This window comes from Nocardiopsis baichengensis YIM 90130 (assembly GCF_000341205.1).
Classification (GTDB): Bacteria; Actinomycetota; Actinomycetes; order Streptosporangiales; family Streptosporangiaceae; genus Nocardiopsis_A; species Nocardiopsis_A halophila.
In genome coordinates this window covers 42,919-66,436 of record NZ_ANAS01000014.1, presented here as the reverse complement: position 1 = coordinate 66,436, position 23,518 = coordinate 42,919, and the positions used below count along the sequence as shown (strand labels likewise).

Here is a 23,518-nt window from a genome sequence, read left to right as displayed (position 1 = left end):
TCGTGTCCGCCTTTCTGAAGCGTGCGTCGTGCGGGGTCCGCGTCGGCGGACCGGGAAGTCCAAAGAGGGGAGACCCGTGTTGATCTCGGGGAAGTCGGCCTTATCAGGGCGCTCTTAAGGCCGACTTCCCCGAGATCAACGACAAGGGGGGCGGCCCGTCCGGTACGGATCACAGGTCCCACTCCGCTTCGAACTCGTCGATCTCGGACTGGTCCAGGCCCTCGAAGGCCATGTCGGAGGGGGTCGCGCCGCCCGCGTCCGGGGTTCGGGCGTGGGCGGCCAGGCCCGCCAACTGGGCGGCCCACTCCTCGGCGAGGTTCCCGACCTCCCGCTCGGTGAACAGGTTCCGGGGCCAGGCGAAGGTCGCGGTCAGCTCCGCTCCGCCGTCCCCGTCGCGGGTGGAGGCGATGACCTCGAACGCGTACCGCACGGGGGCGTCGGGGTCGGCGCCCGGGGGCAGCGCCCCCGTCTCCGGGGCGGCCTCCCACGGCCGGGACTCCGGGGCCGCGGCGATGCGGCCGAGGTTGTTGAACAGCACCTTCGGGCGCGCCCCGTCGGCCAGCCGCGCCCCCGCCGGCGACAGGTAGCGCAGCAGCCCGTAGCCCGCCCCGCTGCCCGGGACCGCGCGCAGCTGCTCCTTGACCGCCTTGAGCGCCTCCCCCGCCTCGGCGCCTCCGGCCCGCGACCGCGCCGGGTCGGCGCCGGTCTCCAGGCGGACGGGGTGCACGGCGGTGAACCAGCCGACGGTCCCGGAGGTGTCCAGGCCGCCCGCGTCCTGCGGGTCGCGCCCGTGCCGCTCCATGTCGACCAGCAGGGGCGCCTGCCCGGCCGCCGCCCCCGCGCGGTCGGCCCGCCACCGGGCGAAGGCCAGGGCCAGCGCCGTGAGCAGGGCGTCGTCGGGGCCGACGTTGTACAGGCCCGGCAGCCCGGCCAGCACCTCCCGGGTGTCGGAGGCGTTCAGCCGGACCGTCGTGCGGCGCACGGTGGCGGCGGTGTCGCGCTCGGGGTCGGGGACGGGCTCGGGGGCGTCGGCCGGGGCGGTGATCCTCTCCCATTCGGTCAGCTCGGCCTGGCGCTCAGGGGACGCGGCCTGGGCGGCCGTCCTGCGCGCCCAGGCCTCGAAGGTCGCCGGGGGCGCGGGAAGTGCGGGCACCCGCTCTCCGGCTCCGGCCCAGGCGGTGGCGAGATCGGAGCGCAGGACGCCCCAGGAGACCCCGTCCACGGCCAGGTGGTGGACGACCAGGAGCAGTCGGCCGGGGCGCCCGCCCCGGTCCAGCCACACGGCGCGCACCATGCGCCCGTCCTCGGGCGAGAGGAGGTCCTGGGCCTCGCGCGCCTCCTCGGCGGCGACGGCCCCCAGGGCGTCCTCCCCGGCGCCGCCGATGTCCCGGCGCCGAAGGAGGTCGCAGGCCCGCACCTCCTCGGGGGCGGCCACCACCAGGCGGGGGCGGGCCGCCCCGCCGAGCACCGCCCGGGTGCGCAGCATCGGGTGGGCGTCGAGGACCGCCTGCAGGGTCCGCTCGATCCGCCCGGTGTCGGCGGACGGCGGCGCGTGCAGCACCATCGCCTGGCTGAACCGGGCGAACGGCCGCCCCTGCTCCAGCATCCAGTGCATGACCGGGGTGAACGGCACCTCGCCCGTGTCCTCGGCGCCGGGGTCGGCGTCGGCGTCCTCGGGCGCGGCGGGCCCCGCGACCGCCGCGAGGCCGGCGGGCGTCTGCTCGGTGACCACGTCGGCCGGTGTGAGCGAGAGCCCGTGCGAACGTGCCCGGCCGACCAGGGCGATGGCCTGGATGCTGTCGCCGCCCAGGGTGAAGAATCCGTCGTCGGCGCCGACCGACTCCACCCCCAGGACCTCGGCGAACAGCGCGCACAGCGCCTCCTCGGCAGGGCCCGCGGGCGCACGCCCCTCGCCGCCCCCGGGCAGCGCGGGTGCGGGCAGCGCCGTGCGGTCGAGCTTGCCGCTCGGGCTGAGCGGTAGCGCGTCCAGGACCATGACCTGCGCGGGGACCATGTACTCGGGCAGTGCCGGGCGCAGCGCGGCCCGCAGCTCCTCGGGGTCGAGCGCCGCGCCGGGGCGCGCCGTGGCGTACCCGGCGATGCGGGGCGCCCCCGCGCCTCCCGGGGCCGCGCCGTGCACGGCGGCGGCCGCGGCGGCGACGCCCGGCAGGCGTCCCAGCGCCGCCTCGATCTCGCCGAGTTCGATGCGCAGCCCCCGGATCTTGACCTGGAAGTCGGTGCGGCCCAGGTACTCGATGCCCGCGGGGCCGCGCCGCACCAGGTCGCCGGTGCGGTACATGCGCTCGCCGGGAGCGCCGAACGGGCAGGCGGTGAACCGGTCGGCGGTCAGCTCCGCCCGGCCCACGTACCCGCGCGCCAGCTGCTCCCCGGCCAGGTACAGCTCACCCGGGACACCGTCGGGCACCGGCGCGAGCGCGCCGTCGAGGATGTACACGCCGGTGTTCCAGACGGGTTCGCCGATGGGGACGGAGCGCCCTCCCTCCGGCCGGGCGGCGGTCGCGTCGTAGGCGGTGACGTCGACGGCCGCCTCGGTGGGCCCGTAGAGGTTGTGCAGTTCGACGCCGGGAAGCACCGACCGGAACCGCTCGGCCGTGTCCGCGCCCAGCGCCTCGCCGGAGGCGAAGACCCGGCGCAGCCGGGTCGGGGCCGCCGCCCCGGCGACGGCCGGGTCCTCCAGGAACGCCGTGAGCATGGACGGCACGAAGTGGCAGGTGGTCACCGCCTGCTCGGTGATGAGCCGGTGCAGGTAGGCGGGGTCGCGGTGGCCGCCGGGCTCGGCGACCACCAGCGGCACGCCCGCCGCGAACGGCCAGAAGAACTCCCACACCGACACGTCGAACGACGCCGGCGTCTTCTGCAGGACGCGGTCGCCCGCATCCAGCGGATAGGCGCCCTGCATCCACTCCAACCGGTTCACGATCGCCCCGTGCGCGACCGCCACCCCCTTCGGACGCCCCGTCGAGCCCGACGTGAAGATCACGTACGCCGGATGCCGGGCGTCCAGCCGGGAGCGCCGGTCGGCGTCGGTGAGCGGTGCGGCGCTGCGCCCCGCGCGCTCCCCGGCGTCGGGGGCGACCCTGTCGGCTCCGGCGGTGTCCGGGAGCAGCGGCGCCGTCTCGTCGTCGCAGACCACGCAGACCGGGTCGGCGTCGGCGAGCATGGCCGCCAACCGCTCCCCCGGCAGCTCCGGATCCAGCGGCAGATACGCCGCACCAGCACGCACCACGGCGTGCAGCGCCACCACCAGCTCCACCGACCGCGGCAGCGCCACCGCCACCACCGACTCCGGACCCGCACCCCGCGCCACCAGCTCACGCGCCAACCGGTTCGCGCGCTCCTCGAACGCGCCCCGGTGCACGGTGGTGCCGGCGAAGACGAGCGCGGGCGCCGACGAGTCGGCGGCGCCCGCGGCGACCAGCCCGGGCAGGGTGCGGTGCGTGATCGGGTGCGCGGTCCGGGCCCTGCCCTCCTCCAGTTCCTTGTGCTCCTCCGGTGAGAGCACGTCCAGCGCCCGGACCGGCCGCTGCGGGGCGGCGACCCCCTCGGCCAGGACGCGCGCCAGGCGCTCGGCGATCCCCTCGGCGGTCCCCCGGTCGAACAGGTCGGCCGCGTAGCGCACCGAGGCCGTGCAGCCCTCCTCCCCCGGCGTCTCGACGAACTCGAACTCCAGGTCGAAGCGTGCGCTGTGCAGGGCGCCGTCGTCGACGGAGGTCTCCAGCCCCAGCACCCGGCGGGAGCGCTCGGGCCGGGTCTGGTGGGAGACCATCACCTGGAACAGCGGGGTGCGCCCCGGCGCGCGCACCGGTGCCAGCGCGTCGACCACCCGGTCGAAGGGCAGGTCGGCGTTGTCGAAGGCGCCCAGGTCGGCGGCGCGCACCCGGTCCAGGACCTCGGCGAAGGACGGCCGGCCCGACAGGTCGGTGCGCAGCACCAGCGTGTTGAGGAACATGCCCACCGCGTCGTGCAGCGCCTCGTCCGACCGGCCGGTCACCGGGGAGCCGAGCGGGACGTCGTCCCCGGCGCCCATCCGGTGCAGCAGCACGGCCACGGCCGCCTGCAGCACCATGAAGCGGGTGGCGCCGTGCTCGCGTCCGAGGGCCTCGGCGGCACGCATCAGGTCCGCGGGCAGGCCGACGCGGGCGGTCCCGCCCTCGGCGCCGCGCCGCGCGGGGCGGGGGCGGTCGGCGGGCAGCGGGATCTCCTCGGGCAGCCCCTCCAGCGCCCCGCGCCAGAACGCGCGCTGCCGCGCCGCCCTGCTGCCGGGGTCGTCCTCGGCGCCGAGCAGCTCGCGCTGCCAGGCGGCGTAGTCGGCGTAGCGCACCGGAAGCGGCCCCCACCCCGGGGCCTCGCCGCGGACACGGGCCCGGTAGGCGGCCTCCAGGTCCCACAGGAACGGCTCCTGGGACCACTCGTCGACGACGATGTGGTGGAACAGGAACAGCAGCGTGTAGGCGCGGTCCCCGGTGCGCAGCACGGTGACCCGGAAGGCCGGTTCGCGCTCCAGGTCGAAGGGGCGGCGCGCGGCCCGGGCCAGGAGGTCGTCGGCGGCCTCGGCGCCCAGGGACCGGGCGTCGACGACCTCCACCGGGTCGGGTGCCTCCTCCGGGGCGAGGACCCGCTGGACGGGTTCGCCGCCGCCGTCGGCCGGGAAGACGGTGCGCAGCGCCTCGTGCAGGGCGGCCACGTCGCGGACGGCGCGCCCCAGGGCGCGGGTGTCCAGGTCGCCCCGGCCGCGCAGCACCCACGGCACGTTGTAGGCGGCCTCCGTCCCGGCGACCCGGGCGGCGGCCCACATGCCGCGCTGGCCGCCGGTGAGCGGGACCGGTCCGGCGAGCGCGTCGGCGGCGCCGGGGCGCAGCGGGGGCCGGGGGTCGGCGGCGGCACCGAGCCGGGCGGCCAGGGCCCGGGGCGTGGGCGCCTCGAAGACGTCGGTGACCCGCACCTCGGCGCCCAGGCGGGCGCGCAGCAGGTTGGCGGCGCGCGCGGCGGCCAGGGAGTTGCCGCCCAGGGCGAAGAAGTCGTCGTCGGCGTGCTCGACGGGGGCGCCGACCGCGTCGGCGAAGGCGTCGGCGACGGTGCGCTCGGCGCCCTCGGCGGGCGGACGGCCGGCGGTCCGCGCGGCCGGGGCGGCGGGCGGGTCCGGGAGCGCCTTGCGGTCGAGCTTGCCGCTGGGGGCCAGCGGCGGCTCCGGCAGCACCGCCAGGGCCTCGGGGACCATGGCGGCGGGCAGCAGGGAGGCCAGGCGCTCGCGCAGCGCGTCCAGGTCGAGGCCGGCGGCGGGGGCCGCGGGGACCAGGTGGCCGACGAGGCGGGTGCGCCCGCCGGGGCCCGGGCGGGCGGTGGCGGCGGCGTCGGCGACACCGGGCAGGCCGCGCAGCGCGGCCTCCACGTCCCCGAGCTCGATGCGCTGCCCGCGGATCTTGACCTGGAAGTCGGTGCGGCCGAGGAACTCGATCGCACCTGCGCGCCTGCGGACCAGGTCGCCGGTGCGGTACATGCGCTCGCCGGGAGCGCCGAACGGGCAGGCGGTGAACCGGTCGGCGGTCAGGCCGGCGCGGCCGACGTAGCCGCGTGCCAGCTGCTCCCCGGCCAGGTACAGCTCACCCGGGACACCGTCGGGCACCGGCGCGAGCGCGCCGTCGAGGACGTGCACGCGGGTGTTCCACACCGGGTGGCCGATGGGCACCGTGGCGGCGCCGTCGGGGGTCCAGGCGGCGTCGTAGCAGGTGACGTCGACGGCCGCCTCGGTGGGCCCGTAGAGGTTGTGCAGCTCCGCGCCGGGCAGCACCGACCGGAACCGCTCGGCGATGTCGGCGCCCAGCGCCTCGCCGGAGGCGAAGACCGTCCGCAGGGGCAGGCCCTGGTCCGCGTCCGCGGCCGGGGTCTCCAGCGCGTCGAGGGCGTCGAGGAAGATGCGCAGCATCGAGGGGACGAAGTGGCAGACGCTCACCCCGTGGGTGCGGATCAGCTCGGCGAGGTAGGCGGGGTCGCGGTGGCCGCCGGGCTCGGCGACCACCAGCGGCACGCCCGCCGCGAACGGCCAGAAGAACTCCCACACCGACACGTCGAACGACGCCGGCGTCTTCTGCAGGACGCGGTCGCCCGCATCCAGCGGATAGGCGCCCTGCATCCACTCCAACCGGTTCACGATCGCCCCGTGCGCGACCGCCACCCCCTTCGGACGCCCCGTCGAGCCCGACGTGAAGATCACATACGCCGGATGCCGGGCGTCCAGCCGGGAGCGCCGGTCGGCGTCGGTCAGCGGGTCGCCGGAGCGGACCTCCAGCCGGCCCTGCAAGCGCGGGTCGTCGAGGTCGAGCACCTCGGGCAGGCCGTCGGGCAGGTCGCGCCGGGTGGGCCCGTCGGTCACCAGGGCCACGGGGCCGGCGTCGGCGAGCATGGCCGCCAACCGCTCCCCCGGCAGCTCCGGATCCAGCGGCAGATACGCCGCACCCGCACGCACCACGGCGTGCAGCGCCACCACCAGCTCCACCGACCGCGCCAGCGCCACCGCCACCACCGACTCCGGACCCGCACCCCGCGCCACCAGCTCACGCGCCAACCGGTTGGCCCGCTCCTCGAACGCGCCGCGCGTCAGCTCGGCGCCGTCGAGCCCGACCAGCGCCGTCTCCGAGGGGTTCACCGCCCCCTCGGAGACCAGCCCCGGCAGGGTCCGGTTGCGCACCGGGCGCGCGGTGTCCGCCGGGGCCGCCTCCAGGGCCCGGCGCTCGCGCGGCAGCAGCACGTCGGCGCCCGAGACGGGGCGCCGCGGATCGGCGAGGAGGGTCCCGAGCAGCCGGGTGAAGCGCTCGGCGAGGTCGTCGACGGTGGGCCGGTCGTACAGGGCCGAGGCGTAGCGCACGACGGCGTCCAGGCCGTCGCGGCCGGGCCGTTCGATGAAGGCGAACTCCAGGTCGAACTTGGCGCTGTCGATCACCTGGTCGTCCAGGCGGGTGCGCAGACCGAACAGGTCCTCGGCGCCCTCGGGGCGGGTCTGCTGGGAGACCATGACCTGGAACAGCGGGTTGCGCCCGGGCGCGCGGACCGGGTCGACCGCGTCGACGACGTCCTCGAAGGGCAGGTCGGCGTTGCCGTGGGCGGCCAGGTCGGCGGCGCGCACCCGGTCCAGGACCTCGGCGAAGGACGGCCGGCCCGACAGGTCGGTGCGCAGCACCAGCGTGTTGAGGAACATGCCCACCGCGTCGTGCAGCGCCTCGTCCGACCGGCCGGTCACCGGGGTGCCCAGGGGGACGTCGTCCCCGACGCCCATCCGGTGCAGCAGCACGGCCAGGGCCGAGCGCAGCACCATGAAGCGGGTGGCGCCGGACTCGGCGGCCAGCGCGTCGGCGGCGCGGCGGAGGTCGGCGGGGACGGCGAAGCGGACCACGCCCCCGGCGGCGGAGGGCGCCGCGGGGCGGGGGCGGTCGGCGGGCAGCGGGATCTCCTCGGGCAGCCCCTCCAGCGCCCCGCGCCAGAACGCGCGCTGCCGCGCCGCCCTGCTGCCGGGGTCCTCCTGCGAGCCGAGCAGCTCGCGCTGCCAGACCGCGTAGTCGGTGTACTGGACGGGGAGCGGGGACCAGCCGGGCCCGTCGCCGCGGACACGGGCCCGGTAGGCGGTGTCCAGGTCGCGCAGGAAGGGCTCCTGGGACCACTCGTCCACGGCGGCGTGGTGGAACACGGCCAGCAGCAGGTGCTCGTCGTCGCCGGTGCGCATGAGGGTGAACCGGGCGGGCAGGTCGGCGGCGAGGTCGAAGGGCTCGCGGGCGGCCCGGTCGGCGCGCGCGGCGGCGTCCTCGGCGGGCCCGTCGTCGATGCGCAGGACCTGGGCCGGGAGCTCCTCGGCGGGCAGGACGCGCTGCACCGGCTCCGAGGCGCCGGGGGCGGCGGCCAGGCGGGTGCGCAGGACGGCGTGGCGGGCCAGCACGTCGCGCAGGGCGTCGTTCAGGGCGTCGGCCCGCAGGTCGCCCCGGATGCGCAGGGACCAGGGGACGTTGTAGGCGTCCGACCCGGGCGCCATGCCGTCGAGCAGCCAGAGGCGCAGCTGCTCGGCCGACACGGGCGCCTCGGAGGGGGCACCGCCGGAGCGCGCGGTGAGCGCGGTGAGCGCCGGGCGGGCCGGCTCTCCCGCCTTGCCCTGCGCCTCGATGAGCGCGGCCAGGCGAGCGGGGGTCGGGGCGTCGAAGACGTCGCGCACGGAGACGTCGGCGCCCAGCGCGGCGCGCACCCGGTTGGCGGCGCGCGCGGCGGACAGCGAGTGCCCGCCGAGGGCGAAGAAGTCGTCGTGCACGCCGACCGAGGGCAGGCCCAGGATGTCGGCGGCCACGGCGCACAGGCCGCGTTCGAGGCCGGTGCGGGGCTCGCGGTCGCCGGCGGTGGAGCCGACCGCGGGGGCGGGCAGGGCCTTGCGGTCGATCTTGCGGTTCTCGGTCAGCGGGAACGCGTCGAGGACGGTGAACACCGAGGGGACCATGTAGTCCGGCAGGCGCTCGGCCAGAGCGGCGCGCATCACCGAGGCCTCCGGGTCCGCGCCGGACTCGGCGACGACGTAGGCGGCCAGGTAGGCCTGGCCGGGAGCGTCCTCGCGCGCGGCCACCACCCCCTGGGCGACGCCGGGCAGGGCGCTCAGCTCCGCCTCGACCTCGCCGGGCTCGATCCGGAACCCACGCACCTTGACCTGGTGGTCGGCCCGGCCCAGGAAGTCGAGGGCACCGTCGCTGCGCCACCTGGCCAGGTCGCCGGTGCGGTACATGCGCTCGCCGGGCGCGCCGAAGGGGCAGGCGACGAACCGCTCGGCGGTCAGATCCGTGCGGCCGTTGTAGCCCAGCGCCAGACCCGACCCGCAGATGTAGAGGTCCCCGGGGACGCCGGGCGGCACGGGCCGGAGGTCGGGGCCCAGGACGTAGACGCCGGTGTTGGCGATCGGGGCGCCGATGACCACCGGCTCCCCAGCGTGGACGGCGGAGGCGGTGGACCAGACGGTGGTCTCAGTCGGCCCGTAGAGGTTGGTCACCTCGCGGGCGCGGCCGGCGAGGGTGTCGGCGAGGTCGGTGGGGAGGGCCTCGCCGCCGACGAGGACGCGGAGGCCGTCGAGGGCGGAGGGCCGCTCCTCGGCGAGCGCGCGCCAGAGCGTGGGGGTGGCCTGGGCGATGGTGGCCCGGGACACCTCGGCGAGGTCGGCCAGCGCGGCGGGATCGCGGACGGTGTCCTTGTCCGCCAGGACGATGGTCGCCCCGGAGAGCAACGGCAGGTAGAGCTCCAGGGCGGAGATGTCGAAGCCGACCGTGGTCACCGCGAGCCAGCGGTCCTCACCGGTGAGGGGGAACCGATCCCCCATGTCCTCCAGGAAGTTGATCAGGGCGCCGTGGGGAACCACGACCCCCTTGGGCCGCCCGGTGGACCCGGAGGTGTAGAGGACGTAAGCGGCGGAGGCCGGATCGGGATCGAGCACGTCGCCCCCGCTGTCCGGCACCGCATCGCTCAGCGGCCCACGGGCCACGTCATCGCCGACGCCGGTGCCCGAACGCCGGGAGTCCTCGGACGCTTCAGCGGCAGCGGCTTGCCCCCGTCCAGGCGCGCCATCGGGGACGCCCTCCAGGGCACCTGTCGCCCCGGCGGTCGCAGCAGTGCCCTGCCGGGCGGAACGGGCGTGCTCCCCGACCGCGGTGTCCTTCACCGCGCGGTCCTCGTCACCCGGGACCTCCGACGCGCCTGCGGACGCTCCGGACGTACCGCCCGTACGGTCACCGTCCGTCCCGGCCATCAGCAGCTCGACCGAATCCGGGAGGATGTGCGCCGCTTCAGGGGCCGTCACGGCCAGCCGCGCCCCGGCGTCCTCCACCATGTACGCGATCCGGTCGGCCGGGAACTCCGGGTCGATCGGCAGGTAGGCGGCCCCGGTGCGCAGGACGGCGAGGACGGCCGCCGCCAGGTCGGTCCCGCGCGGCAGCGCGACCGCCACCACCGAGCCCGCACCCGCACCGCGCCCGCGCAGGCGCGAGGCGATCCCGCCGGACCGCTCCCACAGCTCCCGGTAGGTCAGCGCGCCGTCGCCCGCCTCCACGGCCGTGTGCTCCGGGCGCTCCGCCGCCGCGGCCGCGATGCGCGCCGCGAGCCTGGCCGCGCCCACCGGCCGCGCCGCCGCCTGCGCACCGCCCAGCAGCCGCTTGCGCTCGTCGTCGGAGACCACCTCGAACTCGCCCACCGGCACGTCCGGGGCGGCCAGCAGGTGGATGAGCACCTGCCGGAACCGCTCCACCAGGCTCTCGGCGGTCGCCCGGTCGAAGCGGGCGGTGGCGTAGCGCAGGTCGGCCGCCAGCCCGCCTTGCCCAGGCACCTCGGCGAAGGTGAACTCCAGGTCGACCTTGGAGGTGGCCACGTCCACCGGGTGCACGGCGGCCTCGGCGCCCAGCAGCCGGTCGCGGTCGGACTCGCGCTGGTAGGTGACCATCACCTGGAACAGCGGGTGCCGCGCCGCCGAGCGCGCCGGGTCGCAGGCCCGCACCACCTCCTCGAACGGCACCCCGGCGTGGGCGAAGGCGGCCACGTCGGCCTCGCGCACCCGGGCCAGCACCTCGCGCCCGGTCGGCGCGCCCGACAGGTCGGTGCGCAGGGTGAGCATGTTCAGGTACATGCCGACGGCGTCGTGCAGCGCCTCATCGGTCCGGTCGGTGACCGGGGTGCCCACGGCGATGTCGTCCCCGGCGCCCATCCGGTGCAGCAGCACCGCGACGGCGCCCTGCAGCAGCATGAACGCGGTGACCCCGTGCTCGGCGGCCGCCCGCCGCAGGGCCGCGGCGGTGTCGCCGTCGAGGGCGAACCCGACGGTGGCGCCGGCGCCGTCGGCCGCGGCGGGGCGGGGGCGGTCGGCGGGCAGCGGGAGCTCGGCCGGCAGCCCGTCCAGGGCCCGCCTCCAGTAGGCCAGGCCCTGCGCCAGGGACGAGCCGGGGTCGTCCTCGGCGCCGAGGACCTCGCGCTGCCAGCGCGCGAAGTCGGTGTAGCGGACCGCCGGGGCCGTCCACGCGGGGGCGCGGCCCTGGCGGCGTGCGGCATAGGCCGCGTCCAGGTCGCGGACGAAGGGCCCCTCGGACCACTCGTCGGTGGCGATGTGGTGGAAGCACAGTCCCAGCACCGCCTCACCGGGGGCGGTGCGCAGCAGCTCGGCCCGGACCGGGACGTCGGTGCGCACGTCGAAGGGGGTGTGGAAGAGCCGCGCCAAGTGCTCCTCGACCCGTCCGCCGGCCGCGTCCCGGACCTCCAGGAGCCCGGGCACGCGGTCCATGGGGACCACCTGCGGGTGCGGGCCGTCCCCGTCGTCGGCGTAGACGGTGCGCAGGACGGCGTGCCGCTCCACGGTGTCGCGCAGGGCGGAGGCCAGCGCGGAGGCGTCGACCTCGCCGCGCAGGCGGAAGGCGAGCGGCACGTTGTAGGCGGCGCCGGGGCCGTGCATCTGCTCGTGGAACCAGATGCGCTCCTGGGCGTAGGAGAGCGGGGCGTCCTCGTCGGGGCCGGTGCGGGCGGTCAGCGCGGGCCGGGGGTCCTCGCCGGCGCGCTCGTCGAGCAGGGCGGCCAGGCGGGCGGGCTCGGGGGCGTCGAACACGTCGCGCACGCGCACGGCCAGGCCGGATTCGGCCCGCAGCAGGTTGGCGGCGCGGGTGGCCAGCAGGGAGTGGCCGCCCAGGGAGAAGAAGTCGCCGTGCACGCCGACCGAGGGCAGGCCCAGGACCTGGGCGAAGGCCCGGCAGACCGTCTCCTCGCGCGGGGTGCGCGGGGCCTGGTCCGCCGTGGGCGCGGCGTCGGGCGCGGGCAGGGCCTTGCGGTCGATCTTGCGGTTCTCGGTCAGCGGGAACGCGTCGAGGACGGTGAACACCGAGGGGACCATGTAGTCCGGCAGGCGCTCGGCCAGGACGGCGCGCATCGCCGAGGGCTCGGGGACGGTCCCGGGCTCGGCGACGACGTAGGCGGCCAGGTAGGCCTGGCCGGGAGCGTCCTCGCGCGCGGCCACCACCCCCTGGGCGATGCCGGGCAGGCGGTCCAGCTCGGCCTCGACCTCGCCGGGTTCGATCCGGAACCCCCGCACCTTGACCTGGTGGTCGGCCCGGCCGAGGTAGTCGAGGGTGCCGTCGGGGCGGCGGCGGACGACGTCGCCGGTGCGGTAGATGCGCTCGCCGGGCGCGCCGAAGGGGCAGGCGACGAACCGCTCGGCGGTCAGATCGGGGCGGCCGTTGTAGCCCAGCGCCAGACCCGACCCGCAGATGTAGAGGTCCCCGGCGACCCCGTCGGGGACGGGGCGCAGCGCGGAGTCCAGGACGAGGGCGCCGGTGTTGGCGATGGGGCCGCCGATGCCGACGGGCCCGTCGGAGCGCACGGTGGAGGCGGTGGACCAGATGGTGGTCTCGGTCGGACCGTAGAGGTTGGTCACCTGGGGCGAGCGCGCGGCGAGGCGTGCGGCCAGGTCCGGCGGCAGTGCCTCGCCGCCGACGAGGACGCGGAGCCGTTCGAGCACGGAGGGCCGCTCCTCGGCGAGCGCGCGCCAGAGCGTAGGGGTGGCCTGGGCGATGGTGGCCCCGGAGGCCTCGGCGAGGTCGGCCAGCGCGGCCGGGTCCCGGACGGTGTCCTTGTCCGCCAGGACCAGCGTGGCGCAGGACAGGAGCGGGAGGTAGAGCTCCAGGGCGGAGATGTCGAAGCCGACCGTGGTCACCGCGAGCCAGCGGTCGTCAGCCGAGAGGGGGAACCGGTCCCCCATGTCCTCAAGGAAGTTCACGAGGGCCCGATGGGGCACCACGACCCCCTTGGGCCGCCCGGTGGACCCGGAGGTATAGAGGACATAGGCGGCCGACCGGGAGTCGACGGCGGGGCGCTCCCCGTCCGCGCCGGAATCCGTGTCGGCCTCCTCGCGTGCCGCCCGCACAGCGCCGACCGTCAGGCGCTCGATGTCGTCGGGGAGGGGGGCGTCGGCCCCAGGCGCGGTGACGGCCAGCCGCACACCGGAGTCCTGCAGCATGTACGCGATCCGGTCGGCCGGGAACTCCGGGTCGACCGGCAGGTAGGCGGCCCCGGTGCGGACGGTGCCGAGCAGGGCGGCCACCAGGCCGGTGCCGCGCGGGAGCGCCACGGCCACCACGGAGCCCGGGCCCGCGCCGTGCGAGCGCAGGCGGGAGGCGACCTCCTCCGCCTGGCGCCACAGCTCCGCGTACGTCAGGCTCGCGTCGCCCGCTTCGACGGCCGTCCGGTCCGGGTGGGCCGCCACGGCGCGCGCGACCAGGTCGGCCACGGTCCCCTCGGAGACCGGGCGCGGGTCGGGCACACCGGTCAGACGGCCGATGCCGGAGGGGTCGACCAGGTCGAGGGCTCCGACCCTGATCCCGGCGAAGGCCGGGGTGTCCGATGCCGCGTCCGTGTCGGCGGCGGTGACGGCGGCGGTGACGGCGGGGGTGTCGGTGGAGGCGGTGTCCCCGGCGGCACTCGCGGTCCCCCGCCCTGTCGCCGCACCGGTCGTACCACCGGCCTCCGTCTCGTGGCCGGCGGCAGGGCCGGCGCCCCCGGCCCCGTCCGGGGCGGACAGCGCCTGTTCCGCCAGGCGGGTGAACTCGGTCAGGCGCCGGGCGGCCTCCTCCCCGGTGTAGCGGGACGGGTTGGCGTTCAGTTCGAGGCCGAGGCCTCCCCCGGCGTCCGTGTAGACCGACAGCGACACGTCGTCCACCGGCCCCTCCGAAAGGGTGCGGACCGATGCCGTCAGGCCCGCGAACGGCAGCGCGTAGTCGAAGGCCTTGATGTTGACCACCGGCCCGTGCAGCCCCGCCGCGCGGCCGACCAGGTTCAGGTCGCGGCGGATGTCCTCGGCCCGGTAGCGCTGGTGGGCCCGCAGGCCCTCCAGGGAGCGGCGGGTGCGCTCCACCACGGTCCCCACCGTGTCGCCCGGGGCGACGGCCACCCGCAGCGGCAGCACGTTGACCACCATCGACGGGGTCCGCAGCGCCGCCGAGCCCAGGCGGTTCATCACCGGCATGCCCAGCACCACGTCCCGGGCACCGGTGCGGCGGTGCACGTAGCAGGCGAACAGCGCGGTCAGCGCCTCGGCCCAGCCGGCCCCCGCGGCCGAGGCCGCCTCCTCCAGGCGGGCCCGGGCCGCCGCGCCGAGCCCGGACCGGGCGCGCACCGCCCGGCGCGGCGCCGCCGGGGGCGCCGGCGACAGCAGCGCCGGCTCGGGCCGCCCCTCCATCGCGGCGGCCCAGTACGCGCGGTCCTCCTCGCGGCGCTCCGAGGCGTCGTAGGCCTCCTCCTCGGCGACCACGTCGGCCAGCGGGCGGAAGCCGCGCCCGGCCGGGCGCCCCCCGCCGAGCGCGGTGTAGTGCGCCGCGGTGCGGCGGGTGATCGCGGCGACCGAGAACGCGTCCACCAGGATGTGGTGGAACCGCTGGTACCACAGGTGCCGCCGGTCGCCCACCCGGTACAGCGCGAACCGGTACAGACCCCCGCCGAACAGGTCGGCCGGGGTGTCCATGTCGGCGCGCATCGCCTCCAGCGCCGCCGCCTCCGGGTCGCGGTGCCCGCGCAGGTCCACCGCGTCCACGGCGCCCTCGCCGCGGCCCGGCGGGTACACCCGCTGGCGGGGCACCCCGCCCTCGTCGACGATGCGGGTGCGCAGCGCGTCGGCCTCGGCGGCCACCGCCGCCACCGCCTCGGCGAAGCGCCCGGAGTCCAGGTCTCCGCGCAGGTCGACGTACTGGCCGACGTTGTAGACGGGGTTGCCGGGGTCGACCTGCTGGGCGTACCAGACCCCGCTCTGCGCTCCGGTCAGGTCGCTGCGGCGGTCGCGGTCAACGGTCATTCGTGCTGCTCCGGGTGAGGGCGGGTGGTGGTGGGGTGCGCGGGTGGAGGCGGGCGCGGCGCGAGGCCGCCGTTCAGGGGAGCCGCCGTTCAGGAGAGCAGGCGCGCCCAGGCGGAGATGCTGGGGTCCTCGGCCAGGGCGACGAAGTCGGTCTCGGCGCCGTCGGTGCGCCACTTCTCCACCAGGCTCATCAGGCGGATGGAGTCCATCCCCCGGTCCAGCAGGTCCTCGTCCTCGCCCAGCGTGCCGGGCTCCTCCTCCAGCACGGCCTCCACGTCGGCGCGGATGCGCTCGGGCGTGAAGGGGGTCTCGGCGGCTCCGGTGCTCATGGTCGTCCTCGCTCCTCAGGGCTCGGGGATCGGTGCTCGGGGATCGGTGCTCGGTGGCCGTGCGGTTCCGGGGCGGCCCGGCTCAGGCGGCCTCGGGGGTGCGGGCGCTCAGGGATTCGAGGATCTCCCCGGTGCGCACCGCGATGTTGGACAGCAGGGTGGAGGAGATGCCGTGCGTGTGCTCGGTTCCCCCCTGCAGGTAGATCCCGCAGGTCACCTCGTCGTCGGTGGCCAGGCGGTAGTCGCGGCCCACGGCGGGGCGGCCGCGCTCGTCCAGGACCGCGTGCCCGGCCAGCGGTCCGAGCAGGCGCCGCGGGTCGACCGGCCGGTAGCCGGTGGCGAAGACGGCGTAGTCGGCGTTCAGCGGCACCTGCTTGCCGGTGGGCAGGTGGTCCAGGGTGAGCGACACCCCGTCGGCGCCCTCCTCCACCGCCGAGACCCGGGACAGGTTGTGCAGCACCAGCCGCTCGGTGCCCAGCACCCGGTCCTGGTAGGAGGCCCGGTACAGGGCGTCGATGAGGTCGGGGTCGACCACCGAGTAGTTGGTGTTGCGGTGGTAGCCGAGGATGTCGTCCTTGACCGCCTCGGGGGAGGTGTAGAAGGCCTCGACCGCCTCGGGGTCGAAGATCCGGTTGGCGAAGGGGCTGTCGTCGGAGGGGCTGTAGCCGTACCGGGAGAAGACGGCGTGCACCTGGGCTCCGGGGAAGCGCCGGTAGAGGTGGTCGGCGACCTCGGCGGCGCTCTGCCCGGCCCCCACCACGGCGAACGAGGCCGGTGCGGCGCCCTCGCCCAGCGCCTCCAGCCGGTGCAGCAGGTACTCGTTGTGCCAGACCCGCTCGCCCATCGGCACGCCCTCGGGCATGCGCGGCTCCAGGCCCGGGGCCACGACCAGGTTGCGCGCGCGGGTGCGGTGCTCGGCACCGCCGGCCTCGCGGGCCACCACGTCCACGGCCCACACCCGCCCGGCGGCATCGCGCACCGGCTCCACCCCGGTGACCTCCGAGCCGTAGCGCACCCGGTCCGACAGCCGCCCGGCGCACCAGGCCAGGTAGTCGTGGAACTCGCTGCGCAGCGGGAACAGCGTCTTGTGGTTGATGAAGTCGTGCAGCCGCCCCACCCCGTGCAGGTAGTTCAGGAAGCTGAAGTCGCTGGCCGGGTTGCGGGTGGTGACCAGGTCCTTGAGGAAGGACACCTGCATGGTGGCGTCCTCCAGCAGCATGCCGCGGTGCCAGCCGAAGCCCTCCTGGCGCTCGTGGAACACCGCGCTCAGGTCGGGGCGGTCGGGGGCCGCGCGCCACTCCTCGAGGGCGATGGCCAGGGCGACGTTCGAGGGGCCGAATCCGATGCCCGCCAGATCGTGGACGGGGTACTGCGGGGACGTGGTCACGTGGTTCCTTTCGGGAGGGCCGCGCGCCCGGCGCGGCGGTGCTGTCGGTCGGCGGTCATCCCAGCGGCGCGGGCGCGGCGCCCGCCGCCGCCAGCGCGTCCTCCGAGGCCAGGGCGGCCCCGCAGCGGCGGGCGGCGTAGCGCACCGCGAAGTGGTGGTCCTCGGCGGTGAAGTCGGCCATGGCGTCGGCGACGAAGAAGGGCTGAACGTCGCGCATGAAGGCGTCGGCGGCGGTGAGCAGGCAGCCGATGTGGGCGTAGACCCCGGTCACCAGCAGCTGGTCGCGCCCCTGGGCGGCCAGCCGCTCGGCCAGGTCGGTGCCGGAGAAGGCGCTGTAGCGCCGCTTGGTGAGCACGGTGTCGCCCTCTCGGGGGCGCACCGCCTCGTCGATGGCGGTGTGCTCGGGCACGTCGCGCATGCCCGGACCCCAGAAGTCCGTTTCCAGGCCGCGCTCCTCGGGGTCCATGCCGCCGGGCTTGGCGGTGTAGACCACCGGCGCGCCCACGGCGCGGTAGGCCTCGGTGATGCGGGCGATGTTGCGCAGGGCGGTGGCCAGCGGCTCGGCCCCGACAGCGAAGGGGCGCAGGAAGTAGTGCTGCATGTCGTGGACGAGGACGGCGGCGCGGGCCGGGTCGGGCTTCCACGGGGCGCGGTTCTCCGGCAGCCGGTCGGCCGCCGGGGGCGGGTAGGGGGCGATCTGCGGCAGGGACATCGGTGGGCGGTCTCTCTCCTCGGTGGCGCTCAGGCGCGCTCGGCGGGGCGGGCGAGGGCGTCGGCGATCGCGGCCCGCAGGTCGCGGCGGCTGACCTTGCCGACGCCGGTGGCGGGGAACTCGGGGACCACCTCGACGCGGTCGGGGATCTTGTAGGAGGCCAGTCCGCGCTCGCGCAGGAAGCGCAGCAGGACCGGCCGGGTGAGGGCGCCGCCGCCCTCGCGGGGGATCACGTAGGCGCAGGCCCTCTCCCCCAGGTAGGCGTCGGGCATGGCGACCACGGCGGCGTCGTGCACGTCGGGGTGGGCCAGGATGTGGTCCTCGACCTCGTCGGGGGCGATCTTCTCGCCGCCCCGGTTGATCTGGTCCTTGACCCGGCCCTCCACGACCAGGTGGCCGGTGGGGGTCAGGCGCACCACGTCGCCGGTGCGGTAGAAGCCGTCCGGGGTGAAGGCGCGCGCGTTGTGCACGGGGGCGTCGTAGTAGCCGCGGATGGTGTAGGGGCCGCGGGTGAGCAGCTCGCCGGGCTCGCCCGGGTCGGCCTCGGTCCCGTCGGGGCGCACGATGCGGATCTCGTCGTCGGGCGAGATGGGGCGGCCCTGGGTGCCGGTGACGGTGGCCTCGTCGTCCTCGGGGCGGGTGTAGTTGACCAGGCCCTCGGCCATGCCGAACACCTGCTGCAGGCGGCAGCCGAGCACCGGGGCGACGCGGCGGGCCGCCTCGGGGGCGAACTTGGCGCCGCCGACCTGCAGCATCCGCAGGCTGGACAGGTCGCGCCCGGACTCGGCGCCGCGTTCGACGGCGTCCAGCCAGAGCAGCGCCACCGGGGGCACCGCCGCGGCCAGGGTGACGCCTTCGGACTCGATCAGCCCCAGGCAGGTGGCGGGGCTGGGGTCGGGGGCCATCACGACCGAGCCGCCGGCGTAGAGCACGCCCAGGAAGCCGGGCGAGCTCATCGGGAAGTTGTGCACGACGGGCAGCGCGCTCAGGTAGACGGTGTCGGGGCCCAGCTCGCAGATGTCGGCGCTGGCCCGGACCGAGTACAGGTAGTCGTCGTGGGTGCGGGGGATGAGCTTGGGCAGGCCGGTGGTGCCGCCGGAGAGCTGGAAGAAGGCGACGTCGGCCGGGTCGGGGGCGGTGAACACGCCGGGGTCGACGGTGTCGGAGCGCAGCGCCTCCAGGGCGACGGCGCCCTCGCGGGGGGCGTCGGCGGCGCCGGGGGCGGCGTCCACGACGTGCGAGCGGGGGCCGCCGGCCTCCTCGGCCACCCGCAGGGCCATGCCGACGTGGTCGAACCCGGCCGCCGAGGCGGTGACCAGGGCCCGGGCGCCGGTGGCGGCGACCAGGTGGCTGACCTCGGCGGAGCGGTGCGCGGGCAGGGCGTAGACCGGGAGCGCGCCGATCCGGAACAGCGCGAAGACCACCTCCAGCACCTCGGCGGTGTTGGGCAGCTGCACCACCACCGGGTCGCCGGGGGCCAGGTCGAGGCGGCGGGCCAGCCCGGTGGCGAGCCGGTCGGCGCGCCCGTCCAGTTCGGCGTAGGTCCAGCGCCGGTCGCCGGAGACGACCGCGGTGCGGTCGGCGAAGCGGTCGGCGCCGTCCCGCAGGAGCCCGCCGAGGGTCCGGCCCGTCCAGTACCCGGCCGCGCGGTAGCGGTCGGCGAACTCCTCGGGCCAGGGGGTGCATCCGTGGCGCATGGGTGGGGGCTTCACTTCCTCGTCGGTGGACAGGGCGGCGGCGGGGGGCGGCGGGGCCGGGCGGCGGGAGTCCGGTGCGGTCAGAGCCGCTGGTTGACGCCCAGGGCGAGCAGGAGGGTGCGCAGCTTGGCGGAGGTCTCGGCGAGCTCTTCGGCGGGGTCGGAGCCCTCGACGATGCCGCCGCCGGCGAACAGGTCGAGGGTGTCCCCGGCGATGTCGGCGCAGCGGATGGCCACCGCCCACTCGCCGTCGCCCTCGGCGTCGGTGTAGCCGACGGTGCCGGTGTAGAAGCCGCGGTCGAAGGGCTCGACCCCGGCGATGGCCGCGCGCGCGGCGTCGGTGGGGGTGCCGCACACCGCCGGGGTGGGGTGCAGCGCCATGGCCAGCTCGACGGAGGGGGTGCGCGCATCGGCGAGCGTTCCGGCGACGCGGGTGGACAGGTGCCACATGGTGGCGGTGCGCACCAGCTCCGGTTCGGCGGGCACGTCCAGCTCGGAGCAGAAGGGCCGCAGCCCGTCGGCGACGGCCTCCACGACCAGGGCGTGCTCGCGGCGGTCCTTGGCCGAGGCGAGCAGCTCCACGGCGTTGCGCTGGTCCTTGGTGGCGTCGGCGCTGCGCGGCCGCGAGCCGGCCAGCGGGTTGGAGACCACGGTCCGCCCGCGCTTGGACACCAGCAGCTCGGGGCTGGCCCCCACGAAGGTGCGCGGGCCGGGGGCCCCGGCCGGGGGCAGGCCGACGGCGAAGGTGAAGCCGGAGGGGTCGCGCCAGGCCAGGTTGCGCAGCACCTGCGCGGCGTCGACCGGGCCGGGCCCGCGCATGCGCAGGCACCGTGCCAGGACGACCTTGTCCAGGCGCCCCTGCGCCGCGTCGCCCAGCGCCTCCAGCACCTCGGCGACGGCCTTGCGGTGGGTCTCGGGCTCGGGCACCGCCTCGGCCTGCCACGGCCCGGGCAGCGGGCGGCGCTCGCCCTCGGCGGGGGCGGTCTCGGCGGCGGCCGGTCCGGCGGTGTGCAGGGCGGCGGGCACCACCAGGCGGGCGGGGGCGCCGGGGGCGAAGGGGACCGCCCCCATGGCGACCGGGGCGGGCGCCCACCCGGCCGCGCGCACCCGTTCGAGCATGGCCGGGACGCGGGCGGGGTCGTCGGCGGTGTCCAGGGCGCCCTCGCCCAGCAGGGTGCGCTCGGGGGTGGCGATCAGGCCCATTCCGGGGGCGTAGGCGCTGAGCAGGTCGCTGGGGCGGGCGGCGGTCGGGGCGGTGGGCGCGTCGGGCACCGTGGGACCTTTCTCGAAAGGCGGCGGGAGAAGGCGGCGGGAGGGCGCGGGGCGGGTCAGGAGCGGGGGGTGGCGCCGCCGTCCACGCGCAGGTCGTGCAGGGTGATGTGGCGGGCCTCGTCGGAGGCCAGGAAGCGCACCGCGGCGGCGATGTCGACGGGGTCGGCCAGCCGGCCCAGCGGGATGCCGGTGCGGAACCTGTCGGGGGCCCCGGCGATGACGGCGGCCGCGCCGTCGGGCCCGGCCCACATGCCGCGCTGCATGGGGGTGTCGGTGGAGCCGGGCGAGACGACGTTGCAGCGCACGCCCAGCGGGGCCAGTTCGACGCCCAGGGCGCGGGTGAAGGAGGCGGCCGCGGCCTTGGAGGCGCCGTAGGCGGCCAGGTCGGCCCGGGGGGTGTCGGCGGCGTTGGAGCCGACCGTGGTGATGGTGCCCGCGCCGCGCGCGGACATCCGGCGGGCGGCGGCGCGCAGCACGTGGAAGGCGCCGGTGGCGTTGACGGCGACGAGCTCGGCCCAGTCGGCGTCGGTGGTGGCGGCCCCGGGGCCGGTGCGCAGCACGCCGGCGACGCTGACGGCGTGCCGCACCGGCCCCAGGGAGCGTTCGGCGGCCTCGAAGGCCTCCTCCACCGCGGCGGGGTCGCGCACGTCGCAGGGGAAGGCGCGGGCGGTGCCGCCGGCCGAGGCGATCTCGGCGGCGGCCGCCCTGAGCGGCTCCTCGGCCAGGTCGAGCGCGGCGACGCTCGCCCCGGCGTCGGCGAGCGCGCGGGCCACGGCCCTGCCGATGCCCTGCGCGGCTCCGGTGACCAGGGCCACCGTCCCCTCGATGCCCGTGTGGGACACGGCCTCCCCCTTGACATGAATAAGGGCAAGCACCCCTAACTAAGGCAATGCTTACCTAAGCGACCGCCCGTAAGTCTGAAGCGGGTGCGCACACGGTGTCAACCCACCCGAATCGGGCGCGCACGCCCCGCACACGCCGCCGCCGCACCGACACCCGCCCCGACCTGCGGAAATGATGTAAGGCTAGCCTTACCTGACTGATTTCGGTCGGATACTTCACTCCGACCCGGACCAACCGCCACGGACCCGCACCCACCGCCCGAGCGGCGCATTCGCGACAATCCGTCATTGTCGGCGACCCTCCGTGGTTGTTCCACTAGCGTGGGCCCCATGGACATCACCCCCCTCATGTGGTCCATCGCCCTCCTCCTGCTGGCCGCGCTCGGTGTTCCCCTGGTGCGCGCCTTCACGGTCACCCGGGAGGACTGCGAGGGCCCCGTGGGCACCTTCATCAACCCCTTCCTGCTCGCCGTGTACCTGATCGCGCTGGCCATGGGGCTGGTGATCGGCTGGGACCACTACCAGCAGGCCGGCGCCGACGCCTCCGACGAGGCCTCCACGGTCATCGACGTCTACTGGGGCACCCAGGCCTACTCCCCCGAGGACGCCGAGCGGGTGCGCTCGGCCGCGCGCGACTACGTGGCGGCCGTCACCGAGCAGGACTGGGCCCGGATGCGCCGGGAGGGCGAGCTGAGCCCCGAGGGCGCCACCGCCATGACCGGTCTGCGCGCCGCCGTCGAGGAGGCCGCGGTCGGCGACGGGATGTCGGAGGCGGACCGGATCGCCGCCCTGGAGAAGACCAGCACGCTGATGCACCAGCGCATGATGCGCGCGGACTCGGCGGGCGAGAGCGTGCCGCTGGGGCTGACCGTGACCACGGCGCTGGCCGGGCTGGCCGTGGTGGTGCTGCCGCTGGCCATGGGGGTGCGGGGGTCGCGCACACGCATCCTGTGGGGCGGGGTCACCGCACTGACCGTGCTGGTCTCGGTGGCCGTCCTGCTCACCCTGGACAACCCCTACCGCGGCCTGCTGGAGGCCGGCAGCGACCCGTTCGACGAGGCGGTGGCCGAGTTCGACCGCATCGACGAGCTGCCCCCGCCGGCGTAGCCGCGCCCGGACCGCCTCTGCAGGGCACCGTCACGGCCCCGGGGCCGGCCCTCGGGGACGGGCGCTCACCGGGCGCCGCGGGAGCGCGCGCCGCCGGCGACCGCGATCGCGGTGACCAGGGCGAGCAGGACCACGAGCCGCGCGGGCGTGAAGGCGCCGGACGACTCCTGCGGCTCCTGGGCGACCGGCAGGACGGGGACGGCCTCCCCGCTCTCCTCCGGCTCGGGCTCGTCCGCCTCCGCAGGCTCCTCGCCCTCTTCGGGCTCCACGGGCTCCTCGGGCGGGGCCGGGGGCTCGGGCGGCGGCGCGGGCTCCGGGTCCTCGGCCCGCGCCTCGGCCGGAGGCTCCGCGGGAGCGGGCGCCGTCGGCTCCGCCGGGTCGGGCCGGGGCGGGGCGGTCCTCTCCGGCGGGGGGTCGGGCTCCGGCGCCGGGTCGGGGGGCGGTTCGGGCGGGTCGTACCCGGGCGGGGACTCCTCGGGCGGAGGTTCGGGCGGGTCGTACCCGGGCGGGGGCTCCTCGGGCGGCTCCTCCGGCGGCGGCTCCGAAGGGGGCCTCTCGCAGTAGCCGGGGGCGTTGATCGTCACGCAGACGCCGATTCCGACCCGGACACCGCCGGAGGGCGCCGGGGCGGCGCCCTCCGGCGCCGCGTAGGCCGGCGCTCCGGTCGCGGCGGCACAGGCCATGGCCAGGACGGCGGCCGCGGCACGCGGCGCCGCTGCGGAATCGGGCACGGCGACCCCTCCCCGGTCTCGGTACGTCGCCATTCGTGCGCAAACAGTAGCGAGGCCGGGGTCACACCACACCCGGTTCCACAGAAGCGGAGGGTTTTCGACGCCACGTCCGCTTCATCACGCAGGACCGAATCCCGCCTTCCCCACCCCGCCCCCACCACCGCCCCACCGGACACGCCGGGAAAACAACCCGCAGAGGTCTTCACTCTATGGAGTTAAACAACTACTCTTTGTGGTTGTCGTGAGACGGGCCGGCCTGACCGAAACCCGCCCTCCGACCACCCGATGCCGAAAAGGAGATCCACCATGAAGAAGAGCCTCGCCGTCGCCGCCCTGACCGCGGCCGCCGCGGGCGCGGCCCTGGCCGCCGCCCCCGCCGCCTCGGCCGGCGACAGCTACGCGCTGATCAACGGCGACGTCGCCCCGTGCGCCGTCGCGCCGTGGAACTGGGAGGGGCCGGTCGACATCCTGACCGTCACCGGGGACTACAACGCCTGCCAGAAGCTCGGCATCACGCACGGCGGCTGAGCCCCGCCCCTCCGGCGCGTCCGCGCGCCGGCACCGACCGACGACACCGACGACCCACACGACATT

10 protein-coding genes are annotated in these 23,518 nt (G+C 76.6%); 2 read left to right on the top strand and 8 right to left on the bottom strand.

The window, feature by feature from the left end:
* Positions 1-169: 169 nt before the first annotated feature.
* The 7 genes from C892_RS0113540 to C892_RS0113510 form a co-directional block, all read right to left on the bottom strand.
* Entirely contained in the window at positions 170-14,848 is a 14,679-nt protein-coding gene (locus C892_RS0113540; protein WP_017557655.1) for a non-ribosomal peptide synthetase, read from the bottom strand.
* An 89-nt stretch (positions 14,849-14,937) separates the two neighbouring features.
* On the bottom strand, positions 14,938-15,177 hold the full coding sequence (locus tag C892_RS0113535) for a phosphopantetheine-binding protein (RefSeq protein ID WP_017541161.1): 240 nt from the start codon (positions 15,175-15,177) through the stop codon (positions 14,938-14,940).
* A gap of 82 nt (positions 15,178-15,259) precedes the next feature.
* On the bottom strand, positions 15,260-16,564 hold the full coding sequence (locus C892_RS0113530) for a lysine N(6)-hydroxylase/L-ornithine N(5)-oxygenase family protein (RefSeq protein ID WP_017557654.1): 1,305 nt from the start codon (positions 16,562-16,564) through the stop codon (positions 15,260-15,262).
* A 55-nt stretch (positions 16,565-16,619) separates the two neighbouring features.
* Positions 16,620-17,276 carry an isochorismatase family protein gene (locus tag C892_RS0113525; RefSeq protein ID WP_017557653.1) on the bottom strand — a complete coding sequence of 219 codons (657 nt, stop codon included), beginning with the start codon at positions 17,274-17,276 and terminating at the stop codon, positions 16,620-16,622.
* A gap of 29 nt (positions 17,277-17,305) precedes the next feature.
* On the bottom strand, positions 17,306-18,973 hold the full coding sequence (locus tag C892_RS0113520) for a (2,3-dihydroxybenzoyl)adenylate synthase (protein ID WP_017557652.1): 1,668 nt from the start codon (positions 18,971-18,973) through the stop codon (positions 17,306-17,308).
* A gap of 80 nt (positions 18,974-19,053) precedes the next feature.
* The gene (locus tag C892_RS0113515) at positions 19,054-20,244 is read right to left on the bottom strand and encodes an isochorismate synthase (protein ID WP_017557651.1); all 1,191 of its coding nucleotides are present in this window, start codon (positions 20,242-20,244) and stop codon (positions 19,054-19,056) included.
* A gap of 56 nt (positions 20,245-20,300) precedes the next feature.
* Positions 20,301-21,086, bottom strand: a complete 786-nt coding sequence (locus tag C892_RS0113510) for a 2,3-dihydro-2,3-dihydroxybenzoate dehydrogenase (protein WP_017557650.1) — start codon at positions 21,084-21,086, stop codon at positions 20,301-20,303.
* A gap of 330 nt (positions 21,087-21,416) precedes the next feature.
* On the opposite strand from C892_RS0113510, the gene C892_RS0113505 reads away from it, so the two are divergent.
* On the top strand, positions 21,417-22,193 hold the full coding sequence (locus C892_RS0113505; RefSeq protein ID WP_017557649.1) for a bestrophin-like domain: 777 nt from the start codon (positions 21,417-21,419) through the stop codon (positions 22,191-22,193).
* Between the two features lie 65 nt (positions 22,194-22,258).
* Here C892_RS0113505 and C892_RS30015 read toward each other — a convergent pair whose 3' ends face one another.
* Entirely contained in the window at positions 22,259-22,924 is a 666-nt protein-coding gene (locus C892_RS30015; protein WP_026124339.1) for a hypothetical protein, read from the bottom strand.
* 306 nt (positions 22,925-23,230) lie between these two features.
* Here C892_RS30015 and C892_RS0113495 point away from each other — a divergent pair, with 306 nt between their 5' ends.
* Positions 23,231-23,452 (top strand): hypothetical protein, encoded by a 222-nt coding sequence (locus C892_RS0113495; RefSeq protein WP_017541169.1) that lies wholly within the window; start codon positions 23,231-23,233, stop codon positions 23,450-23,452.
* Positions 23,453-23,518: the final 66 nt, after the last annotated feature.